The sequence below is a fragment of the Pseudoalteromonas sp. ND6B genome, from assembly GCF_000764215.1.
In the GTDB taxonomy this organism is placed as follows: Bacteria; Pseudomonadota; Gammaproteobacteria; order Enterobacterales; family Alteromonadaceae; genus Pseudoalteromonas; species Pseudoalteromonas tetraodonis.
In genome coordinates, this window is the sequence record NZ_JQFL01000025.1 from 14,184 (window position 1) to 35,524 (window position 21,341).

Consider the following 21,341-nt stretch of genomic DNA (forward strand, 5'->3'; position numbering starts at 1 on the left):
GTTACCTCATTTGACTAACTAATTATCTATACACTTTTTTATGAATTCATTTGTTTTTCCGGCCAGCCCCCGAAGGTGCTTGATGACAACTCCAAGGCTTATGAACAGAGTTATCTTTGATGTTCTGATCAACAAATTTATAGTAACTTTCTTTAGTATGTGTCCACCAATCATCATGAACACCTGCGCCATACTTACGGATTACCTCCTCAATCCCATCAAGGCTTACGTTTGCGGCATCATAGGCAAGGTGTATTTCACCTTCTTTGATGTTGTAACTAACTTCATCTATACCAAAAAGCTGATCTATTTCTTTTACTAACTCGTCACAGCTTTCTTCTGTGACATTGCTAAGCTTTAGATTTCGAACAACTAAATTTTGCTCTTTAACGCCAACTCTATGATTTAAATCGCTCATAATTTTTCTCCTAATGTTTGTGTGAATGCTGTTGATTGCTATCTTTCATTTCTTCCATTTTACGGTTCATCTGCGGCATCATGTTCCCCATCATTTCTAAATGATGTTCAGCCATCTTGATTTGTTGATGCATTGGCATTTCTTCCATGTTTTTGTGCATGGATTGCATCATCTTCATCATTGAACGGTGATGTTCAACCATCATCTGCTGTTGCTTTTCAGGATCTTTTTCAGTTTTAATGGCATGGACTTCCTTTTTCATTTCCATCATCTTTTTGTGCATTTCTCCCATGTTCTCATGTGGTATTGCCATGCCTTGATGCATATCAGCTTTGTTCGCACCTTCATGTTTATACTCATTGTTTTGGGCAAATGAGCTAGTGGTTATCAGTAGTGAACTAATAAATAAAATTGATTTAGTTAACGTTTTCATGATTTTTACCTTCTACACTTTTATTAAAATTTGGGATCCAACTTGGTGTCGATTCCATATACCTGTGGTACTCCGAACCAAACTCAGCAATCGCTTGTGCTTCTTCGCGTTTCGCTAGCTTGACGTAAACAACGACTAAGATCGGAAACATCGCAAGTGTTGGGATTGTCGGCCACTGCAATAAAAAGCCGAACATGATTAGAATGAAAGCTACATACTGTGGGTGGCGACACCTTGCATACCATCCAGTTGTAGCCAATTGATGATGTTTTTGCGCGTGATGCAATACATTCCATGCTGAAGACAACATAAAGAAACCTGCAACAATTAACACCATACTCACTATATGAAATGGGTCCCAATGGGCATCACCTTGAAATCCAAAGAAAGTATGTAATAAATGCCCATTTTCATGCGCAAAGAAATTTACTTCTGGATAGGTCTCCGTCAGCCACCCCGACAGAAAATAGATAGTTAAAGGAAAGCCATACATTTCAGTAAATAGGGCAACAATAAAGGCAGAGAACGCGCTTAGACTTCTCCAATCAGTTGATGTTTTTGGTTTGACAAAACTAAAGGCAAAAAAGATAAAAATTGCTGAGTTCAGTATCACCATTGACCATAAGCCATAATCATATGTTTCATTCATCACTGCTCTCCTTTTTATGTGATTCCTTACGTGCCTTTTCTAACCCTTGTATGTAGCCATCGCGATAGGCTGCATTTTTATCCGTGAGTTCTTGAAAGCTCTCTTCCTTTTTTTCATCAGGCGCATGTGAATGATCGTGACCATGTTTACCATGACTGCCATGCATAAATACGTGCATCAAGGGGCATAGCAATAAAATCAAGTAGGGAAGAAATTGCAGCATATGTTGACCATGCTCAAGCACTAAGAAGTAGGTCACTGCGGCAATAAGTGCCAGTGCAGCCCAGCCTGTAGGTGTTGACCAAAAATTAGGGTGTTGATTTTTCATATTGCCCTCCTAAACGACTTTTAAGACACCGCGATACATTTGCATCTGACAGTGAAACTCATGCTCTCCCGGTGATAAGTTCAATAGGGTAATTTGAGTAATTTCATTTAATTTAAGCTGTTCGCTTATATCCAATGAAGGAATAAGCATTGTTTCAGCGCAGGGGGATTGATCTTTGCGCATAAACTTCAGAGTGACAGGTTGGCTAGCAGACACCTGAATTGAGGATGGGGAATACACGCCACTCCTCACTTCAATGAGTACTTCATTACCTTGAACGATTGTTTTATTGGGTTTATATAGCCAAAACCACCAAACAATCAGCGCGATTAACATTAAGCCTAATAAGTTAATTATCATCATTGTGATTCTCCTAATGCTTACTTTCTATGAGTTTTGGGCTTTAAAAAAGCGAAGTCGATTTGCATTTGACACTACGGTCAATGACGAAAACGCCATTGCAGCACCAGCAATTACAGGGCTAAGCAGAATGCCAAAGAAGGGGTATAGAACCCCCGCAGCAAAAGGAATCCCGGCTACGTTATAGACAAACGCACCAAACAAGTTTTGTTTGATATTTCGTAAAGTAGCTTTGCTTACCGCTATGGCATCAGCAAGGCCATGAAGTGAACCACGCATTAGGGTAATGTCAGCACTTTCGATAGCTACATCAGTCCCTGTGCCTATGGCGAAGCCAACATCGGCTAACGCTAGCGCAGGAGCATCGTTGATGCCATCTCCTGTCATACCAACAATTTCGCCGCCTTCTTGTAGCTCTTTCACCTTGTTGGCTTTATCTTCTGGCAGCACTTCAGCAAGAAACTCACTAATACCCGCTTTTTTAGCTACGGCGGCAGCGGTTTCCTTGTTATCACCCGTTAACATGATGACGCGTATACCATTAGCCTGAAGCCGTTTGATAGCAGAGATTGAGTCTGACTTGATAGGATCTGCAACAGCAATGATTGCTGCAAGTTCACCATCTACAGCAAAGTACATAGGTGTTTTGGCTTCTTTGGCTAAAGACTGCGCTTGTTCAACAAAGCCTGTGAGGTCTATGCCTTTTAACTTCATTAGTTTATCGTTTCCGAAAAGCAAGGCTTTGTTGTTGCAGCTTGCTTCTACACCAAAACCCGTAATGGCGTTAAAGGCTTCAATTTTTAGTAACTCAATATCCTGATCTAACGCACTTTCAACAATCGCTTGCGCTAAAGGATGCTCTGAGCCGCTTTCTAAACTTGCTGCAAGCTGTAGTACGTCTTTTTCGTCAGTAGCTTTTGCTAAAATAATATCGGTTACCTTAGGTGCCCCTTCAGTAATAGTGCCCGTTTTATCTAAAATCATGGCAGTGATTTTAGAGGCGGTTTGCAGTGCCTCACCGTTGCGAATAAGCACTCCGGCTTCTGCTGCTTTTCCTACTCCCACCATGACAGACATGGGTGTTGCCAAGCCTAAAGCACACGGGCAGGCAATAATAAGCACAGTAGTTGCTGAAACGATGGCAAAAGCAATGGCTGGCTCAGGTCCAAAGTTAAGCCATGCTAGCGCACTTAACACAGAGGTGATCATCACGACAGGTACGAAAAAAGCTGAAATAACATCGGCCAAACGGCCAATCGGCGGTTTTGAATTTTGTGCTCGTTTCACCATATTGATGATCTGTGCAAGCGCCGTGTCTTTACCAACGCGTGTGGCTCTAAATAAAATCATGCCTGATTTGTTCAAAGTACCTGCGACAACCTCATCTTCTTCAGCTTTTTCAGCAGGCATAGGTTCGCCTGTCAGCATGGACTCATCAATAGAGGTGTGTCCTTCCAATACCACGCCATCGACGGGAATTTTTTCACCCGGTTTTACCTTCACAATATCGTTAAATAAAACCTGCTCAATACCTATCTGAACTTCTTTGTTGTCACGAACCACGGTTGCTGTTTTGGCTTGCAAGCCGATAAGACGTTTAATGGCCTCAGAGGTTTTACCTCTGGCTTTGATTTCTAATGCTAAACCTAAATCAATTAAGCCAATGATCATGGCGGTAGCTTCAAAATAAACATGCCGTGCCATCAATGGAACAGCGTCAGGTGCAAACACGACAACCATCGAATACAACCAAGCTGTACTTGTTCCTAAAGCTATTAGAGTGTCCATATTAGCGGAGTGGTTTTTAAAGCTTTTCCAAGCGCCAATATAAAAATGCTTACCTGAAAAATACATAACACCAAAAGTTAAAATGCCTACAACCAGCCAAGACATGCGCTCAAGGTTTGTTTCAACCGTCATTTCTCCAACCACAATGCTGTAGATCATCAAAGGAACGCCGAGTGAAAGGGCAATAAACGTATCGCGCATTAGCTTTTTGTAATATGCAAAATCCGCCGCCTCTTTCTCATCAAGCGCACCTGTTGCTGAGCTATCATCAATTGGCTTCGCGTTATACCCCGCTGACTCAACAGCTTTGATCAATTCTTTTGTTTTAGCTGTCCCATAAACTGTTACTGTCCTATCAGCAAAATTCATTTCCGCACTGACGACTCCAAGAGTTGCCTTCAACGCCCCTTCAATTTTGCCTACACAGCTAGCACACCCAGCACCTTCAATGATAAGCTGTTGGTTATGTGATACTTTCTCCAACGTATTCTCCTTACTTTTACACGAAGAGGATTGAGCTTTTGCCTGACAGCAACAGCCTGATTCAGTTTTTATATTTGTGTTAGTAGCCACCCTTTTTCCTCCTATGCTTTTTTAATTTGCTCAAAGTTTTCGATGAGATGACAAACCATGTTTGCAGTCGGTGCTTTGTCTTCCATTTCTTCCCATCGAGAAAGCGCAGAAGACATTTTTCCTCGAAGTGCCAACATTGCTTGAAACTGCTTTTCTGTTTCTTCAAGCCGCTCTTTGATCAGGCTTCTGACTAATGGGCACGCACTTTTACCATCTTCAGATTCATTAATAATTTCCTTGATATCTGCAACGGAAAAACCAAGGTTTCTAGCACTTAAAATGAATTTAAGTCTCGATACTTCTTTATTCGAGTATGACTTGTAGCCGTTCACTGACTTAGCAGGTTTTAACAATCCTAATCTGGTGTAATAGCGCACCGTATCAGCAGTCGTTCCAAGGCTTTTTGCCAGCTCCGCAACTTTCATATTCACTCCTCAGTTTTTTAGCTAAGTTTGTACTCTCATCTTCAGCTTAGACCTGTGTCTAAGACACAGGTCAAGTACTAATTCTAGTGAATAAGCTAAAAACTAATTTTTTGGTAAAAGAGAAATCTCGGTCAAAATCGACAGCATTAAGTACTGTAAATAGCAATAGTTTGAGCATGTTCATCATGCCTCCAAAAAATATTGTGCTAATTGTTCAAAACGGTTGGTAATTTAAACCAATCAGTAAATCGTTTTATTTTTGATGGGACTGGCGAAAAAAAGGCGCACTGATCCCGTGATTAGCCAATAATTGGTGGACGATAAAGTAAGAGATGGATACCAGATTTTGGTAGGGGTATACGCTGTAGAATTAGCTCAGAATGAATATTGCAAATACCTTCGTCTTGCGCTTCCACAAGATAGGCATTTAAATGAAAGCTTGTACAAAAACCGCCTTCACAACAAACACAATCACCAGCTTTACATTTTTCACAGTCTTCATCACCATGAAGGTGTTTAGAGTCTTGCGAATTTTCAGTGTGATAGTGACTATTGTCAATCATTGATTGATGATGCATATTTTTGCTTGGTTGTATAATATGCGTGTCGGATGAGCCATTATGATGCTCTTCACAATTCATTGGTTTAGCAATAGCAAAACTATGCTGCGTAAGCAACACAGTTATTATCACTATTTTAAACCACCTGAAAAGTCCAAACATTATCATTCCTTCTTTAGCACCTACAATATTAGCCACTTTATAAAAATAATTTTATGATCTTGATCAACCTTTGAACTAAAACCTAAACTTTTTACTTTTTACTTTTTACTTTTTACTTTTTACTTTTTACTTTTTTAAACAGCTTAAACTTCACAAGTATAAAGGGGTGTCTAATTTATACTCATGAGATTGAAGCCAAGCATGAGCACCATTAAAAGAAATAAAAACCCTACGCTCATAACTAGGTATTGAGTAAGGGATCATTTTTCCAATTGTTCAGCTTTAAGCGCAGTACTTTGCAACAATCGGTTCTATCCCGGGCACACCCAATTCCCGTTCATCAAAAGTGATAAAATGGCCTATTGTACGTCTTTCAATGGCGATGTTTTTTGCCTTGACTCTTTAACCTTAACCATTCGCCAACTTTACTTCTTAGCTGATATTCCGGTATACACCAGACTGGCACCGACTGAAAATAAGAAGTAGCTTACTATTACTGCTCTTAGTTCTTTCCAAAAAAACTATTAGCTAGGCCTTTCCTAACATAACTAAAATGGTTTAAATCCCAAAAAACGAAAGCTACCATCAATATAGTTGCGGTAGCTCTCATCAAGTCAATATAGTATTTCTTCACATCAGAGCCAGAACTTGATACCTGCAACAAAAGCAGTATCACGAGTACTTTGCCCATTTAACTTCGCAAAGTCGGCTGTATTACCAAATTTATTTGTCCACTCAACGCCAACATAGGGAGCAAACTGGCGGGTAAACTCATAACGAACCCGAAAACCAATAGTACTGCTCGATAAACCACTTCCAAGGTTATTTTGGACGTCGTCCTTACCGTAAAGCGTTAACTCTGCACGTGGTTGAACAATTAACTTTTGTGTGAGTAATAGCTCATATTCCGCTCTAAGCGATAGTGCTGTATTGCCTTTTTCGCCCAAGTAGCCAGTCATGTCGAGATCAAACCAATATGGAGCAAGCCCCCTAAGGCCAAAAGCTAGCCACTGTCGGTTTTCACCGTCTTTATTGTAATCAAACCGAATCCCTGCTTGTGTATCCCAATATGTTGAAACAGCATGGCCCCATAAAATATCTGTTTGGTTCTCCTCTAGATTTCCTTTGCTAAAATCACCCTCGGTTTTTATGACTAACCTGTCAAAAGTAGTGCCATACCATGCCTGAAAGTCAAAAACACCTGCGTTTGTTTGCTCATTATATTCAAGACGATCCCCTAGTAGCGCGTAAAATGAATGCTCATCTGCCAAAGTCAGTCGTTTGTCGCTACTGAGTGCATAAGGACCTTCAGTCAAAGTTGTACCTGCTGCATAAGCATGGGGGTCTCTAGCATCTTTAGGTGCATCTCCACCTTGTGCTTGCATTTTAGAATCACCCATCTCAGTCATCTCATCTTTTGCAGATACAGATACACTTATAAGGGGCAAACCTATTAATAATAGTCTTAACGTATTGGTTAGTATTAATTTTTTCATGATACAACTACCTCTCTAAACATACCTGCATCCATGTGGAATAATAAATGGCAATGCCATGCCCAGCGACCTACGTCATGAGGTGTTGTTAAAAAACTAATTCTTTGCGCTGGTTGTACAGGGATAGTATGGCGACGAACCTGTACATCACCTTTTTCATTCTCCAAATCGCTCCACATACCATGCAGGTGCATGGGATGTGTCATCATTGTATCGTTTTGTAAAATAACTCTTAAACGTTGATTATGCTTCATGTGAACTGGCGTGCTTTTTCCAAATTCCAAGCCATCAAATGACCAGCTATAACGCTCCATGTTTCCAGTTAAATGTAATTCAATTTCAGCCTCTGGCTCTTGCTGGTTTGTAATTCCCTCAAGAGAATGTAAATCTGCAAGTGTTAAAACACGGCGTCCATTTTTACGTAAACCTATACCGGGATCATCAAGGTTTGTTCTAGGCATATCAACACGCATATCAACAGAAGCTCCATACTCTGTTTTTGCATGACGCACTTTAGTGCTAGCAACAGCTAATGGGTTTTTAGTCATTCCATGTTTACTATGATCCATTGCCATCGCTCCATGACCCATTGCACTATGATCCATTTTATTAGAATTCATGCCCGACATGTCTGCCATACCTGCCATCGCGGAATGCTCACCACCTTGGGCCATATTCCCCATCATATCTGTCATCGTTAACCATTCAACGGGATCTAGAGCAGGTACTGGTGCATCAATATTAGGTGCCATTGATAAAGTACCTTTAGCATAACCTGAGCGATCCATGCTTTGTGCAAAAATCGTATATGCATCATTTTTTGGCTCGACAAGTACATCATAAGTTTCACCGGGACCAAATCTAAATTCATCTACTGTCACAGGTTCAACATTTTGTCCATCAGCTTGTACAACTGTTAACTTCAGCTCAGGTATTCTTACATCAAAAAACGTATTGCTAGAACCGTTAATAAATCTAAGCCTAACCTTTTCGCCAGCTTTAAACATTCCACGCCAGTTTGTCAAAGGCGCACAACCATTCATTAAAAAAGTCATTGCAGATGCTGATAAGTCTGCAAGATCTGTAGGGTTCATTCTCATTTTATTCCACATTTCCCGGCGTTGTAGCGCATTTGAAACGCTGCTATTTGAAATGTCATCAAAAAACTCTGGAACAGTAGGTTGATTAAAGTTAAATACATCGCTTTGTACTTTTAACTTGCGGAACAAATCCATTGGGTCATCATCAGTCCAATCAGACAATTGGATAACATGCTCATTGTCAGCACTAATAATATCCTTTTCTCTTGGCTCAATAATTAATGCGCCGTACATACCTGTCATTTCTTGAAAGCCACTGTGTGAGTGATACCAATATGTGCCGCTTTGTTGCAGCTTAAATTTATAAACAAAGGTTTCACCCGGCATTATACCTTTAAAGCTAATACCCGGTACGCCATCCATTTGATACGGAAGAATGATCCCATGCCAATGAATTGAACTCGGCACTGATAATTTATTAGTTACCCTGATAGTAACGTCATCACCTTCTCTGAGGCGCAAGGTAGGAGCTGGTATTGAGCCATTGATTGTTGTAGCCATTCTTACAACACCTGTGAAGTTTACGGGTGACTCATCTATCACCAGATCTATTATTTCTCCACTTAGTTCGGGCACAGTACCTGTTATTGTTCCAGCCACTAAAGATGAAGCAGCATGAAGAATGCTTGGAAAAGCAGCTAATATACCGCCAGCAGCTAAACCTTGTACAAAGCGTCTACGCGGTGTAGAAATTTGATGTAATGGATCTTTAATTCTCATTTTACTCTCCGAGGTTTGACCAATAAATTAGTGTGACCAATGAATGTGCGTAATTTTCCATTCACCGTTTTGCTTTTCGAGAACCATTGTTTCCATCCCTTGATAATCACGTTCTTCACCATTGTAAGTACCTTTAGTTTGACTACGCGAGGCAGAGATAGCTGTATTTCCAAGTATCGTCACTTGATGTTCAAGTGTGTCGCTCTTCATCGCTGCTAAATACTTCATATCCGACAACATATGATGATGAGCATATTCATCAGCGCTCCTTTCAACGCGGCCTCCCTCGAAAATGGTGACATCATCCGCTAACTGCGCTCTAGCCTGTTTTTGATTGCCAGTTTCAAGTGCTTGATGAAATGCCAAAACAACTTTTGCGGCTGGTGTATCTACACCTTTAAACAATCCTTTGTCTTTATTCTTATCACCATGAGCGTTTGCTGCGAAACTAAACGTCATTAATAAAACGAGTAGGATATTTATTGTTTTCATTTTCTTTTTCTCTTTTAGGTTTTAATTTGCAGGACCAACAACACTAGTAAGCCCAGCAGTTACAGATAAAATGGCAAAAGCTACTACCATTTCTATCGAGATAGATTTAGATAAAGCCTCTCTGCCTTGACTATTTTTAAGTTGTGGAACGAGTATTAGTTTATGTTTAGCAGCAAGTGCCAAAATAGACACTACAAGGGCCAATTTAAACAACAGTGTTTGTCCGTAACTTGAGCTTATTAGTGCATCAAGACTTCCGACCAATTGAATCACGAGCCAGAGGCCTGCTACCAACAATAGGCTCAATGTAAAACTTGCTTGTTTGCCAAAGCTTTCCATCAGCAAATGAAGTTCTGCATAACTTAGCTGATGGCAAGCCTGTTTTAGTGGCAATAACGCCCCAAACCACCATGCCATAACGAGCACATGCAAAATAAGCAAGCCTTTTTCAATTGTGCCTAACTCAGAAATATGACCCAGTAACGTGAATGAGTATGCAAGGATTAATAAACTCAACATTAAAGCGCTTTGTTTTAAGTACGAGTTCACAGCGAGTTTGAACCTTAAAGCTAAAGCGATTATTGCGGTAACTAGCCCAAGCGCTCGAAGCAAAGCTCCAGTGCCGACAGAGGAGTCCCACATAATAGCCAATATATCAGCGTCTATCGCCCCCTGAATTCCCTCTTCTGCCATTGCACCAGTACTGGCAAAGAACCAAGTAATATTAGCGATCAAAGCCATAACTATATAAGTTCTTGTCCACGTTAAATTCGCTATTACAGTATTAGTATGAGATTCATTATTCTCAAATATTTGCCTGAAAAATGTATAACCTGCAATACAGGCAAAGCCGACGTAAAATACAATTTTTGACAGTACAATGACTGTATTCCAGATATACATTTCCATATCAATCACACCGCCTATTTTAGTGAACCATAAAGCCGAAGCTATGTTTCATTTTATGACCATCGTTACCTAAGAAGGTTACATCCACAGTATAGTTTGCAGGAGCTAATTTAGGTAGTTTCCATGTAAATTTGCTAGTAGCGACTTTAGAAGGCTCGAATCCAAATTTAAATTCTTCGCCTTGTTTATTGGCCAATGAAACTTTTACAACACGTACCTCTTTGGTGAACACCAAAGTTAACTCTTCTGGAGGATTCATTAGCATTGCATTATCAGCAGGCACACTTTTTTCAAGATGCACATGCGCAAATACCGCACTACTAAAAACGACACTGATTACGGTTAAAAATTTAATTAGTTTTTTCATATTTACCTCTATTTTAGTTTATTGAAATTGCTATTTATGGTTTCTTAACTTCGCTAAGCATTACTTTTTAGCTCCGCCTTAGAAAGCTCCTTGTTAAAGGCGTTTAATTCTGGCTTTTTAACGATTGAGTAAATTACTGGGAGCACAATAAGAGTGAGTAGCACAGCACTTGTCATTCCGCCTACCATAGGTGCAGCAATACGACTCATAATCTCCGAACCTGTTCCTGTACCATATAAAATGGGCATCAAGCCGATAATGATTGTTGCAACTGTCATCATTACTGGACGAACTCGTAAGCCTGCACCGTGCAATAATGCATCTTGATATGCATCATCAGAGATAGGTTCAGCTCGCTCTTCAGCTTTTTCCTTAAGCTCAGCAAGTGCCTGATTGAGATAGACCAACATTATCACACCAATCTCAACCGCTACCCCAGCTAGAGCAATAAAGCCCACGCCAACAGCCACAGAGAAGTTAAACCCTTCCAGATACATCAACCATAAGCCACCAATCATCGCCATCGGCAAGGTAACGATAATGATAGCCACCTCACTAAACGCTCTGAAGTTTAAGTAAAGTAGAATAACAATAATGGCGAGTGTTAAAGGCAATACATAGGTGAGCTTTTCTTTCGCTCTTTCCATATATTCGTATTGCCCAGCCCAAGTAATTGAATAACCTGCTGGTAGTTTTAGATTATTAGCCAAGTGTATTTTTGCACTTTCAACATAAGTACCTACGTCAACACCGTCTATATCGATAAACGTCCAGCCATTTAAACGAGCATTTTCACTCTTAATTCCCGGCGGACCGTTCTCAACTCGAATATCTGCGACATCACCTAGTGCAATGCGTTGACCACTTGGTGTTACAACAGGTAATCGTGATAGCTGCTCAGGAGAGTCTCGATAGTCTTGCGGATAGCGTAAGTTAACAGGGTAACGCTCTTGACCTTCTACCGTTTGGGTAACGTTCATACCACCAATAGCTGTAGAAACCACTTGTTGAACATCTTCGATGTTTAACCCAAAGCGACTTGCCTTATCGCGTGAAATATCAACCTTGATATATCGTCCACCTGCAACTCGCTCTGAGTAAACTGATGCTGTGCCTGTAACTTCGGGTAAAATTTGCTCTATTTGTTGGCCGATTTCCTGAATCACATCAAGCTCTGGTCCGGCGACTTTAATACCCACAGGCGTTTTTATGCCTGTTGCTAACATGTCGATTCGGGTCTTGATTGGCATAACCCAAGCATTCGTTAAGCCCGGAAACTTAACCAATTTATCAAACTCAGCTTTTAACGATTCAGTAGTCACACCCTCTCGCCACTGCTCTCGTGGCTTCAATTGAATAAAGGTTTCAATCATGGTTAAAGGTGCAGGATCGGTTGCAGTTTCAGCTCTTCCTACTTTACCAAATACAGTTTCAACTTCTGGCACAGTGCGAATAAGCTTGTCTGTTTGCTGCAATAACTCCCTTGCTTTACCAATTGAAATACCGGGATAGGTAGTAGGCATATACATGAGATCGCCTTCATCCAATGGCGGAATGAATTCACTACCAATTTTATCGACAGGCCAAAAGCCAACGATAGTCACTAATATTGCTGCTACTATTGTCGATTTTGGAAACTTCATGACTTGCTTTAAAACAGGCATGTAGATAGCAATCAATAATCGGTTTAACGGGTTTTTCTTTTCAGAAACAACTTTGCCTCGAATAAAGTAGCCCATCAAAACAGGCACCAATGTGATCGCCAAACCTGCTGATGCCGCCATTGCATAGGTTTTTGTATAGGCGAGCGGAGAGAACATTCTTCCTTCTTGCGCTTCCAAGATAAATACAGGTAAGAATGAGACTGTAATGATCAGTAAGCTAAAAAATAGTGCAGGGCCTACTTCACTCGCAGCCTTAGCAACAATTTGCCAGCGATTTTCATCTGTTAGTGGTGTTTTCTCCATATGCTTGTGCATATTTTCAATCATCACTATTGCACCATCAGTCATCGCACCAATCGCAATAGCGATACCGCCTAAAGACATAATGTTGGCATTGATGCCTTGCATATACATGATAATGAACGACACCAAGATACCTAATGGCAGAGTAACAACTGCCACAATAGATGAGCGAAGATGAAATAGGAAAGCCACACAGACAATAGCAACGACTGCAAGCTCCTCTAGCAACTTGCTCCAAAGATTATCAACAGCACGATCTATTAACTTCGATCTGTCATAAACAGGGACAATCTCCACCCCCTCTGGTAGAGAAGATTTAAGCGATTCAAGTTTTTCTTTTACCCCGTTTATGGTTTGTTGAGCGTTTTCACCAAAGCGCATAACGACAACACCACCAACAACTTCGCCTTCACCATTAAGCTCTGCGATACCACGGCGCATTTGAGGCCCTAAATTAACGGTAGCAACATCACCAATACGCAATGGCGTGCCTTGTTCGTTAATACCAAGTGGGATTTTCTCTATATCACTAACTGATTGAATATACCCCGTTGCGGTAACCATATATTCAGCTTCAGCCATTTCCACAACGGATGCGCCAGTTTCTTTGTTCCCTTTTTGTAAGGCTATTTGTATTAAACTTAGAGGAATATCGTAAGCTCTCAATTTATCAGGATCTACTTGCACTTGATACTGCTTAACCATACCACCAACGGCGGCAACTTCGGACACGCCCGGAACAGTTTGTAGTTCATACTTTAAGAACCAGTCTTGAATGCTTCTTAATTGGCTTAGATCATGGTTTCCAGACTTATCTGTTAAAGCGTAAATGTATACCCAACCCACACCTGTTGCATCAGGTCCTAATTGAGGTTTTGCCGAATCAGGCAGGCTTGATGCTACTTGGCTTAAGTATTCAAGTACTCTGCTTCTAGCCCAATACAAATCAGTATCGTCATCAAAAATAATGTAGACGTAGGAATCACCAAAAAATGAGTAACCACGAACAGTTTGCGCCCCCGGCACTGATAACATCGCTGTAGTAAGAGGAAATGTCACTTGATCCTGCACTACTTGTGGTGCCTGTCCCGGATAGCTCGTCTTAATTATCACCTGCACATCAGAAAGATCGGGGAGTGCATCTACTGGTGTTTTTTGTAATGAATACAAACCACCAAACGCGATAATTAAGGTAATCAACAAAACAAAGAAACGATTGCCGATAGACCATCTAATAATTGATTCAATCATTATTTTTCTCCCACTTAATGATTAGAATGATCAACAGCAGCTTTATTTTCCTTGCCGTGTTGTTCATCTGATTCAAGAGAAATGTCAGTGATAACTAAGTCATCTCTAACCTCAAAAGTGAAAGTGACATTATCACCGACATTGAAATCAACCATTTCTATATTGTCCGCGACGATAAAATCCATCGTCGCAGCAGGTCTATCCCATTTCTCTATTGGGCCTCTGCTAATATTTAGAACACGCGTATCAACATTAATAGAATTAATTAGACCTGATACTGTTGCAAAAGATACTTCTTCACTCATATCACCAGGCTCACTCATGATATGAATTCCAGTAATTTCATATCCACCGTCTTCGGTTTTGCTCACTTCAAAGTGCAAAGATTGACCTGACTTTAATGAGTCAATATCGACTTTTTCAGCCACAGTAAAATCCATAACCATTTCAGGCCAATCCCAAGCTTCAGCAGGGCCATGTGAAATATTAACCATGCGGTGCCCTGCCATAACACTATTAACATCCCCTTGCATCCAAACAGAGTTAGGCACTTCATCATGAGTCATTCGTTTAAAGTCAGAGCTTTTACTTGATTCAGAATCAATCAAGAATTGGGCAGATGTCACCACAACGTCATCTTCATTTAAGCCGTCTAATATTTCGATGCTGTCGATATCAACCCGGCCAATAGTCACTTCAATAGATTTAAATTGCCCATCACCTAACGCAAGTACTACTCTGTCCTGTTTACCTGTTCTAATAACGGCTTCTTTAGGCACGAGGATGGTGCTATCAGCTTGATTAGCGTGAATAGAGACTTGTGCAAACATATTTGGTTTTAATTGATAGTCTGTGTTATCAAATTTCAATCTCACTCGGAGTGTGCGTGTTTTACTGTTCAATGTTGGATAAACATAATCAACGACACCAGCCCAGTCCTCACCGGGTAAATAATCCAGTGTCATTGATACAGGAAGTCCTTTTTTAATTAAGGCTGCGTCACGTTCAAACACTTCTGCTTCAACCCAAACTTGATCTAGCTGGCCAATGCTTAATAAGGTGTTTCCCGGCTTTACATAAAAACCTTCTCTAACCTTCAAACCATCGACAACACCTGCTTGTGGTGAATAAAAGGTAATTGTTTGCTGAACCTTTCGTGTCTTTTCTAGCTTTTGAACAAAGTCTGCTGAAAGCTGTAACGCTTTTAGGCGATCTTTGGCTGCTGAAATTAAAGAACTATTGTTGCGCTTTAACGCTATTAACAGCTCTTCCTGAGCATTAACTAACTGAGGAGAATATAGTGTATAAAGAGGCTGTCCTTTCTCTACAGGGTTACCTGCTGCTTTGATGTAAAGTTTATCAATCCAGCCATCAACCCGTGGGTGGATATGAATTAGCTTATCTTCATCATATTGAACATAACCTACCGTTGAGATTTCAGTATGCATATTTTTCAGTTCAACAGGTGCAGTGCGAACCCCAAGGTTATTCACTACATGAGGCGCAATTTTTACTGCTCCGGGGCCAAAGTCATCACCAGATGATTCTTCCTCATACACAGGTATTAAATCCATCCCCATAGGCGACTTACCGGGCTTGTCCCGGCGGTAATTAGAATCCATCGGTGCAACCCAATACAGAGGCTTTTTTTCTCCTGATGTTGCTTCATTACTATTACTGTTTGAGCCAGTACCTTGATATAAACTCAATGCTCCAGCACCAAGTGCTGCCCCAATGATGATGGCAATAATTGTTTTTGTATTCGTTGACATTATTTTTCTCCAAATTGCTGACTGGATAAGTGCTGATTAGTTTTGTGTGAAGTTTGCATCGACTTATGTTCAGCATTTGAGTTAGATTGAGAATGCGCAAAGAAATAGTTGATACGAGCAACTGTTTTAAGTGCGTCAACATCAATTCTTAAGGCTGATATTCTGGCATTTAATTCTGCGATTCTTGCTCGAACAACTTCGGCAAAATCGCCATCATCATTTGTATAGGCTGTCAATGACGCTTCTGCTTGGTCATGAGTTTGTTTAAGGAGTTGTTCTTGATAGATAGATTGTCTATCTGATAAGCGTTTAAGCTGTCTTAGTTCTTTTTCTAAAACACTGATCATTTGCTTTGTCAGTAATAGTTTCTCGGTTTTAATAGTCTCTGAATCTGCAATAGAAGCTGCAACTTGCTTATCTTGTCTGTTCTCGGTAAACAAGGGTAAATCAAACGTTACCCCAACAGAAAATAAATCAGCTCGGCTATCACCAGAGGGCATATTGTCGCGATAGGCATAACTAGCATTAACACCCCATTGCGGCTCATATTGCTGTTTGGCTAACTCAATTCCTTTTTCTGAAGCTTTGCGTTTTATATCAATTGCAAGTATGGCTGGGTGATTCGAAAGCTCCTGAGCCAATAGATTTCTTGAGTAATTAGATGCTGTTAGGACTGTTGGATTATTCAGAGTAATTGCAGGTAACTTTTTAGAAACCCTAAACTCTAATGGTTGCGCGTCAAAGTTGAATGATTCATTCAAACGATCCGCATCGTAAATATGAAGCCACTCATTGAGACGAGCGATTGTCGTTTCTAGTTTCTGCTTTTGCGAAGTTAATCTGTCATCTAACTGCACGATTTCCAACTGAGCACGAATAACATCTTGCTGTCTAGTTTTACCAACAACGTTTGAATAGCTAGCTTTAGCCACTTCCGCCATCTGCTCAAAGAGAGACCAATCATCTTCAATCAATTTAATAGTTTGTTGGGCTAAGTAAGCATCTAACCAAAGTTGTGACACTTGGCTTTTCAACTTAGCTTTACGATCCTCTCGTAACAGTGGAAATTTCGTGGACTCAATTTGTAACTGGTCTTTCTTGATCTCTAGACTGTCGCCTCTCGGAAACATTTGAGAGACGCCAACCTTTAGCTGAGTCATTCCTTCCTGATCTAAATCCCAAGTATCTGTTGGTAAATTCATTATCCCTAGCGATACTTTCGGATCAGGCAAAGTACCTGAAGCAATACTTCTATTTTCAACTGCACTTTGTTTCAATCGGCTACCATGAAGCCAAGGATCATTTTGCTGAGCTAAGGTGATAGCTTGTTCAAGCGACACTACTTTCTCAGCTTGAGCTGAGAATACAGATAAGCCGAGTATTAATGCAGTTGAAAGTGAAGTAAGGTTTGAAGAGTTCAATTTCATTAGAATTGCTCCTCGTATGTCTTAACTTTTGCATAGACTTTGCTCGTTCCATCTTTAAATAGAATTAACACGTTGTATGGCATAAAGCGGTCATCGACTTCCATACCGGGAGAGCCAACTGGCATTGCTGGAACTGAAAGCCCAATCGCATTGGGATGTTCTTCTGATAAGAACTGCTGAATAAATTTAGCAGGTATATGACCTTCAAAGGCAAATCCATTTCTACTCACTGCCGTGTGGCATGAACGGTAATTAGGTTTGATACCATACTTAGTTTTGATGTTGCCGATGTTTCGGAAATCTTTGGAATGCGCAACGATCCCTTTGTCTTCAATATGAGTTATCCATTTTTTACAACACCCACAAGTAGGGGTTTTATAAACGATTAACTCCAAAGGTGTTACGTCGTTATTGTGTGCATGGTTATGTTCGTTGGCGTTTGCAAACGCAGGTGAAAGCAGCATTACTACTGCTATTTTTAAATACTTATTGATCATTTTTGCCCCCAGACATCGCTGGAAAATATCTATAGCGCTACGACGCTATATTGACTAACAGAAAAATTAATTACATGTGCGAGAAATTTGGACGCACTAATCCTGTATTAGGCAAAAATTGGTGGACGATAAAGGGAAGTGGAAATTGAATGAGGTTGTTTAGATTGCAGAGCAGCTACAGATTCACTGAATATTTGAATATCTGTCGAATCAATACTGGAATTTAGGACTGTCGTAGATGAGCAAGCATTTGCAGGACAAATACATTCAACGTCACAACAATCTTCTGATTGACCATTACTGCTTTTATTCATATCACCATGATCCATGTTCATGTTCATGTTCATGTTCATGTTCATGTGTGATTCGTGAGAACCTGATGACATTTCGCAAGGCATAGCAGAATACGCAAATGCTTGCCCTACAAAGGCAACCAGCATAAGCGTCATTACTAAGACTTTTGAAAATGCTTTAGACATAAAATTCTCTTACAAATATACATCTCTAATACTAATGCAAATTTTTGACTAAGTCAATTGATGCTGTATAAACATTTATGAATATTTGATTATCGTCAAATTTTTCAAAGAGGTAAGTGACAAATAATAATCTCATCAGACTTCTTATCTTCGCTATTCAATGGCTTTTATTTTGAGACTTAAGTTGCTCTCTCATTTCTAAAACTCGATCTGCCGAATAAGCTCCTGCTCTCATAACAACCAGTTCAACAAATGAAATATCAATTAACTTATGGTCAGCATCAATCACATAACAACTCCCACTATGTGTGTATATTTCTAACTTATCCTCATCAGCAGATTTGCTAACAATCTTTGAAGTCACGATTTGCTGAAATGGCCGAAACCTGAATGTTTCATCTTCAATAACCCCCCCTGATAAAAACTCGCCAAGAAATATTTTTTCAAATTCTTTATAGTCGTAAACAGATACTATGTAGGCATCCTTTAAATATATTCTATCCAACGTATTCCCTTACTAATAACTAGCCGGGAGCATATCTCGCAGCTCTAATAACTCATTAGGAGAATACATACACTCATGCATTAAATTAAACTCAAATGCATTTACATCAAACTCTTTAGATTCAGCATCTAAGATATAAAAGTCAACACCAAAGCACTTACTTTCTAGACCATTGATTTCCAAAACCTTTATCGTGAATAAAGCATCTCCTTCTTTACCATTTTCATTTTCGTCAGCAAATGTGCCGTAAAGCACCCGTTCAACTTTTTCCTCTGTATCAGATTGAATTGAGATAAGTTTTGCGTTGGTTAGTTTTACTCTAGGTCTCATGCTTGAACTCCTTTCATATCTTCTACAGAAAAAGGACGAAAAAAACTTAGATATTTAACCCCATCAACTTTAAGCAAATTGTTGTCAGCATCAAAATGTGACAGAACACTAGATTGATACAACGAAATGTATTTTTCATAATCGATTGTGTTAAAAAAGTTGGTATCAACGCGCCTCGCATAAAAAACAAGATCTTGCTGTTCGATACGAACAATGAACTTCTGATCGCCATCTAGATTTTTGACTCGTAGACATAAATCAGGTTTGTGCCAATCAGATACAAAGGAAGGAATCAATGGGAAGCCATATACCAAATAGCGCATACCTTCGATTTTGAAGGTTGTTGGATTGAACTGAGCCTTATTTACTTTGCCGCTACTGAATAATTCAAGTGTCAACACCAGCCAGTGCACATGCTTAGAAAATGTATTTCCTTCAGAAATACAGCCTTCAAACTCACCATTATGGTTTACATGATTGATGTACATGTATTTTCTAATGTCATCCAAGGAAAGCTTTTCAAACGGAAACTTGCAAGCGATTAGCCTGAAATAACAACCATGAACTTTTAAATCTGCATATTGAACTATCAACGGATCATCAAAGGCATCAAAGTATGGTCGCCACTCTAAGCGGAAGTCTGCACCTGTATTTACAATAAACTTGGCATTTTCAGGCAACCCTAAAACTTGGTATATCACTGAAACTAACTCTAATGTTTCGATATCTACCAGCATCAGGCTTTCAATACGGTTTGCCATTGACTCAATTTCTTTATGAAGCGATTCAATAATTTCTTGATCATCGTATTCGTTGATCATTAAATATTTCAGGGAATCGTGCTTTAGAATTGAGTCCAGCTTTTTCTTTTCAAATACTTCAGAGAGATATTTATGGGTATCAGAAAAATGAGGGCAGTTATAAACACCTCTAGCCCACAGGCCTTGGGCGTAAAGATCAGGAAACTCTAATAACTCAGCAAACTCTTTTGCTTGTTTATTGAGCTTATTCTTTAATTGATAAAGTGAGATCACTTAGTTCTCCAAACAACTTTCCAATAAACAATGGCCTACCAACACATTGCTTTATTTATTGTTCAAATAACCAAATTTTTACGGATGCTCCGCTTCACTGTTCACGTTTTTCAAGGCGAAAAACATGTGTAGGCGTAGGCTGTCCGCACAACCTTTCACTCATAATATCGCTAAATTTTTAAATGGCAACTTACGGATTTGTACAAAATCAGTCAGAAATTTTGGCTTTGAACTCATCAAAGCTAAGTCCGAAAAGGGATATGACTAATTCTTCATTTATATTGGAACCGGGAAATTTTTTTTCAAAATTTCCAATGATGCTATCTAACCTGAGCTGCACATAAGAAATGGAACTAAATGCCCTTGCGGTGATCAGATCTTTCGACCAAGAAACATAAGATTACCGAGGCAAGGGCACGAATAACTTAGATGCAATTTACGTAGATGTCGATGATTTTTGCTTATTGTTTGAACCTCAGTGGCTTAAACACCTAATAGAATCAGGTGAGAAGCAACGCATTAAGCCGTCTCGACTATCCTCTAGCGAAGTGATGACTATATTAATTGCCTTTCATCAATCAGGTTATCGCGACTTTAAAACTTACTACACCAAATTTGTTTGTCAGTATTGGCGACATTATTTTCCTGATTTAGTCAGTTATACACGTATGTTGAAGTTACTTCAGGCCACGTTACCTGCTCTGTGTAGCTATCTGAAGCAGCGCTTTGATAAACCAACAGGCATTGCATTTATCGATTCTACTTCTCTCAAGGTGTGTCACAACATGCGTATTCCTCGCCACCAAGTTTTCGCGGGAAAAGCCAAGCGGGGTAAAGGAACAATGGGCTGGTTTTATGGGTTTAAACTTCACCTCATCATGAATGATGAAGGTGGTTTATTAGCAGTAAAAGTGACAGCTGGGAATGTTGATGATAGACAGCCGGTGTTAGATATGGTCGATAATGTTACAGGTAGTTTATACGCTGATAAAGGTTATGTATCTGCAAACCTAAAAGCGGAACTTGCTGAGCAAGGCATTGATTTTATTACAGGTCAACGAAGTAATATGAAACGTCAGCCAATATCATCTTGGGATAGAGCGATGTTATCAAAGCGTTTTATCATTGAAACAGTTTTCGACCAACTGAAAAATATGGCTCAAATAGACCATACAAGGCACCGCAGCTGCATCTCATTTATGGTTAATTTAATGGCTGGATTAATTGCCTATACCTTTCAGACTAAAAAGCCGAGTATTAAAGTGACTCGGCTTTAATTCTTATGCAGATCTGAGGTTA

22 protein-coding genes are annotated in these 21,341 nt (G+C 39.8%); 1 reads left to right on the top strand and 21 read right to left on the bottom strand.

Annotation, left to right across the window (positions count from 1 at the left end; genetic code table 11):
- Positions 1-46 precede the first annotated feature (46 nt).
- The 21 genes from ND6B_RS12520 to ND6B_RS12420 form a co-directional block, all read right to left on the bottom strand.
- Positions 47-418 carry a hypothetical protein gene (locus ND6B_RS12520; RefSeq protein WP_033103108.1) on the bottom strand — a complete coding sequence of 124 codons (372 nt, stop codon included), beginning with the start codon at positions 416-418 and terminating at the stop codon, positions 47-49.
- A 10-nt stretch (positions 419-428) separates the two neighbouring features.
- Positions 429-851 carry a hypothetical protein gene (locus tag ND6B_RS12515; protein ID WP_033103109.1) on the bottom strand — a complete coding sequence of 141 codons (423 nt, stop codon included), beginning with the start codon at positions 849-851 and terminating at the stop codon, positions 429-431.
- Entirely contained in the window at positions 835-1,500 is a 666-nt protein-coding gene (locus tag ND6B_RS12510; RefSeq protein WP_008467861.1) for a methyltransferase family protein, read from the bottom strand. Before ND6B_RS12510 ends, ND6B_RS12515 begins: the two co-directional genes overlap by 17 nt.
- Entirely contained in the window at positions 1,493-1,828 is a 336-nt protein-coding gene (locus ND6B_RS12505) for a DUF2933 domain-containing protein (protein ID WP_008467859.1), read from the bottom strand. The genes ND6B_RS12510 and ND6B_RS12505 overlap by 8 nt, the downstream gene beginning before the upstream one ends.
- Before the next feature lie 9 nt (positions 1,829-1,837).
- Entirely contained in the window at positions 1,838-2,191 is a 354-nt protein-coding gene (locus tag ND6B_RS12500; RefSeq protein ID WP_033103110.1) for a cupredoxin domain-containing protein, read from the bottom strand.
- A 24-nt stretch (positions 2,192-2,215) separates the two neighbouring features.
- Positions 2,216-4,459, bottom strand: a complete 2,244-nt coding sequence (locus ND6B_RS12495) for a heavy metal translocating P-type ATPase (protein WP_033103111.1) — start codon at positions 4,457-4,459, stop codon at positions 2,216-2,218.
- A 101-nt stretch (positions 4,460-4,560) separates the two neighbouring features.
- Positions 4,561-4,974 (bottom strand): MerR family transcriptional regulator, encoded by a 414-nt coding sequence (locus ND6B_RS12490; RefSeq protein WP_008467855.1) that lies wholly within the window; start codon positions 4,972-4,974, stop codon positions 4,561-4,563.
- 299 nt (positions 4,975-5,273) lie between these two features.
- The gene (locus ND6B_RS12485) at positions 5,274-5,696 is read right to left on the bottom strand and encodes a hypothetical protein (protein ID WP_016899206.1); all 423 of its coding nucleotides are present in this window, start codon (positions 5,694-5,696) and stop codon (positions 5,274-5,276) included.
- A gap of 635 nt (positions 5,697-6,331) precedes the next feature.
- A complete protein-coding gene (locus ND6B_RS12480; RefSeq protein WP_016899204.1) occupies positions 6,332-7,192 on the bottom strand; it encodes a copper resistance protein B in 861 nt (286 codons plus the stop codon).
- Complete coding sequence (locus ND6B_RS12475) at positions 7,189-9,012, bottom strand: copper resistance system multicopper oxidase (RefSeq protein WP_013465888.1); 1,824 nt, start codon at positions 9,010-9,012, stop codon at positions 7,189-7,191. Before ND6B_RS12475 ends, ND6B_RS12480 begins: the two co-directional genes overlap by 4 nt.
- Before the next feature lie 27 nt (positions 9,013-9,039).
- The gene (locus tag ND6B_RS12470; protein ID WP_016899203.1) at positions 9,040-9,504 is read right to left on the bottom strand and encodes a YybH family protein; all 465 of its coding nucleotides are present in this window, start codon (positions 9,502-9,504) and stop codon (positions 9,040-9,042) included.
- A gap of 21 nt (positions 9,505-9,525) precedes the next feature.
- On the bottom strand, positions 9,526-10,413 hold the full coding sequence (locus ND6B_RS12465) for a copper resistance D family protein (protein WP_016899202.1): 888 nt from the start codon (positions 10,411-10,413) through the stop codon (positions 9,526-9,528).
- 19 nt (positions 10,414-10,432) lie between these two features.
- Positions 10,433-10,780, bottom strand: coding sequence for a copper resistance CopC family protein (locus ND6B_RS12460; RefSeq protein WP_008132134.1), 348 nt, complete (start codon positions 10,778-10,780; stop codon positions 10,433-10,435).
- A 53-nt stretch (positions 10,781-10,833) separates the two neighbouring features.
- Positions 10,834-13,998 carry an efflux RND transporter permease subunit gene (locus tag ND6B_RS12455; protein WP_004589255.1) on the bottom strand — a complete coding sequence of 1,055 codons (3,165 nt, stop codon included), beginning with the start codon at positions 13,996-13,998 and terminating at the stop codon, positions 10,834-10,836.
- A gap of 14 nt (positions 13,999-14,012) precedes the next feature.
- A complete protein-coding gene (locus ND6B_RS12450; RefSeq protein ID WP_016899200.1) occupies positions 14,013-15,770 on the bottom strand; it encodes an efflux RND transporter periplasmic adaptor subunit in 1,758 nt (585 codons plus the stop codon).
- Positions 15,770-17,197 carry a TolC family protein gene (locus ND6B_RS12445; RefSeq protein WP_016899199.1) on the bottom strand — a complete coding sequence of 476 codons (1,428 nt, stop codon included), beginning with the start codon at positions 17,195-17,197 and terminating at the stop codon, positions 15,770-15,772. Before ND6B_RS12445 ends, ND6B_RS12450 begins: the two co-directional genes overlap by 1 nt.
- Positions 17,197-17,694 (bottom strand): DUF411 domain-containing protein, encoded by a 498-nt coding sequence (locus ND6B_RS12440; protein ID WP_004589252.1) that lies wholly within the window; start codon positions 17,692-17,694, stop codon positions 17,197-17,199. Before ND6B_RS12440 ends, ND6B_RS12445 begins: the two co-directional genes overlap by 1 nt.
- A 107-nt stretch (positions 17,695-17,801) precedes the next feature.
- Complete coding sequence (locus ND6B_RS12435; protein ID WP_029773128.1) at positions 17,802-18,173, bottom strand: hypothetical protein; 372 nt, start codon at positions 18,171-18,173, stop codon at positions 17,802-17,804.
- Between the two features lie 157 nt (positions 18,174-18,330).
- Complete coding sequence (locus tag ND6B_RS12430; RefSeq protein WP_016899198.1) at positions 18,331-18,678, bottom strand: hypothetical protein; 348 nt, start codon at positions 18,676-18,678, stop codon at positions 18,331-18,333.
- A 12-nt stretch (positions 18,679-18,690) separates the two neighbouring features.
- Positions 18,691-19,008, bottom strand: a complete 318-nt coding sequence (locus ND6B_RS12425; RefSeq protein ID WP_008109627.1) for a hypothetical protein — start codon at positions 19,006-19,008, stop codon at positions 18,691-18,693.
- Complete coding sequence (locus ND6B_RS12420; protein ID WP_013465892.1) at positions 19,005-20,042, bottom strand: hypothetical protein; 1,038 nt, start codon at positions 20,040-20,042, stop codon at positions 19,005-19,007. The genes ND6B_RS12425 and ND6B_RS12420 overlap by 4 nt, the downstream gene beginning before the upstream one ends.
- 434 nt (positions 20,043-20,476) lie before the next feature.
- Here ND6B_RS12420 and ND6B_RS12415 point away from each other — a divergent pair, with 434 nt between their 5' ends.
- The gene (locus ND6B_RS12415) at positions 20,477-21,319 is read left to right on the top strand and encodes an IS982 family transposase (protein WP_033103112.1); all 843 of its coding nucleotides are present in this window, start codon (positions 20,477-20,479) and stop codon (positions 21,317-21,319) included.
- The last annotated feature ends 22 nt before the right edge of the window (positions 21,320-21,341 follow it).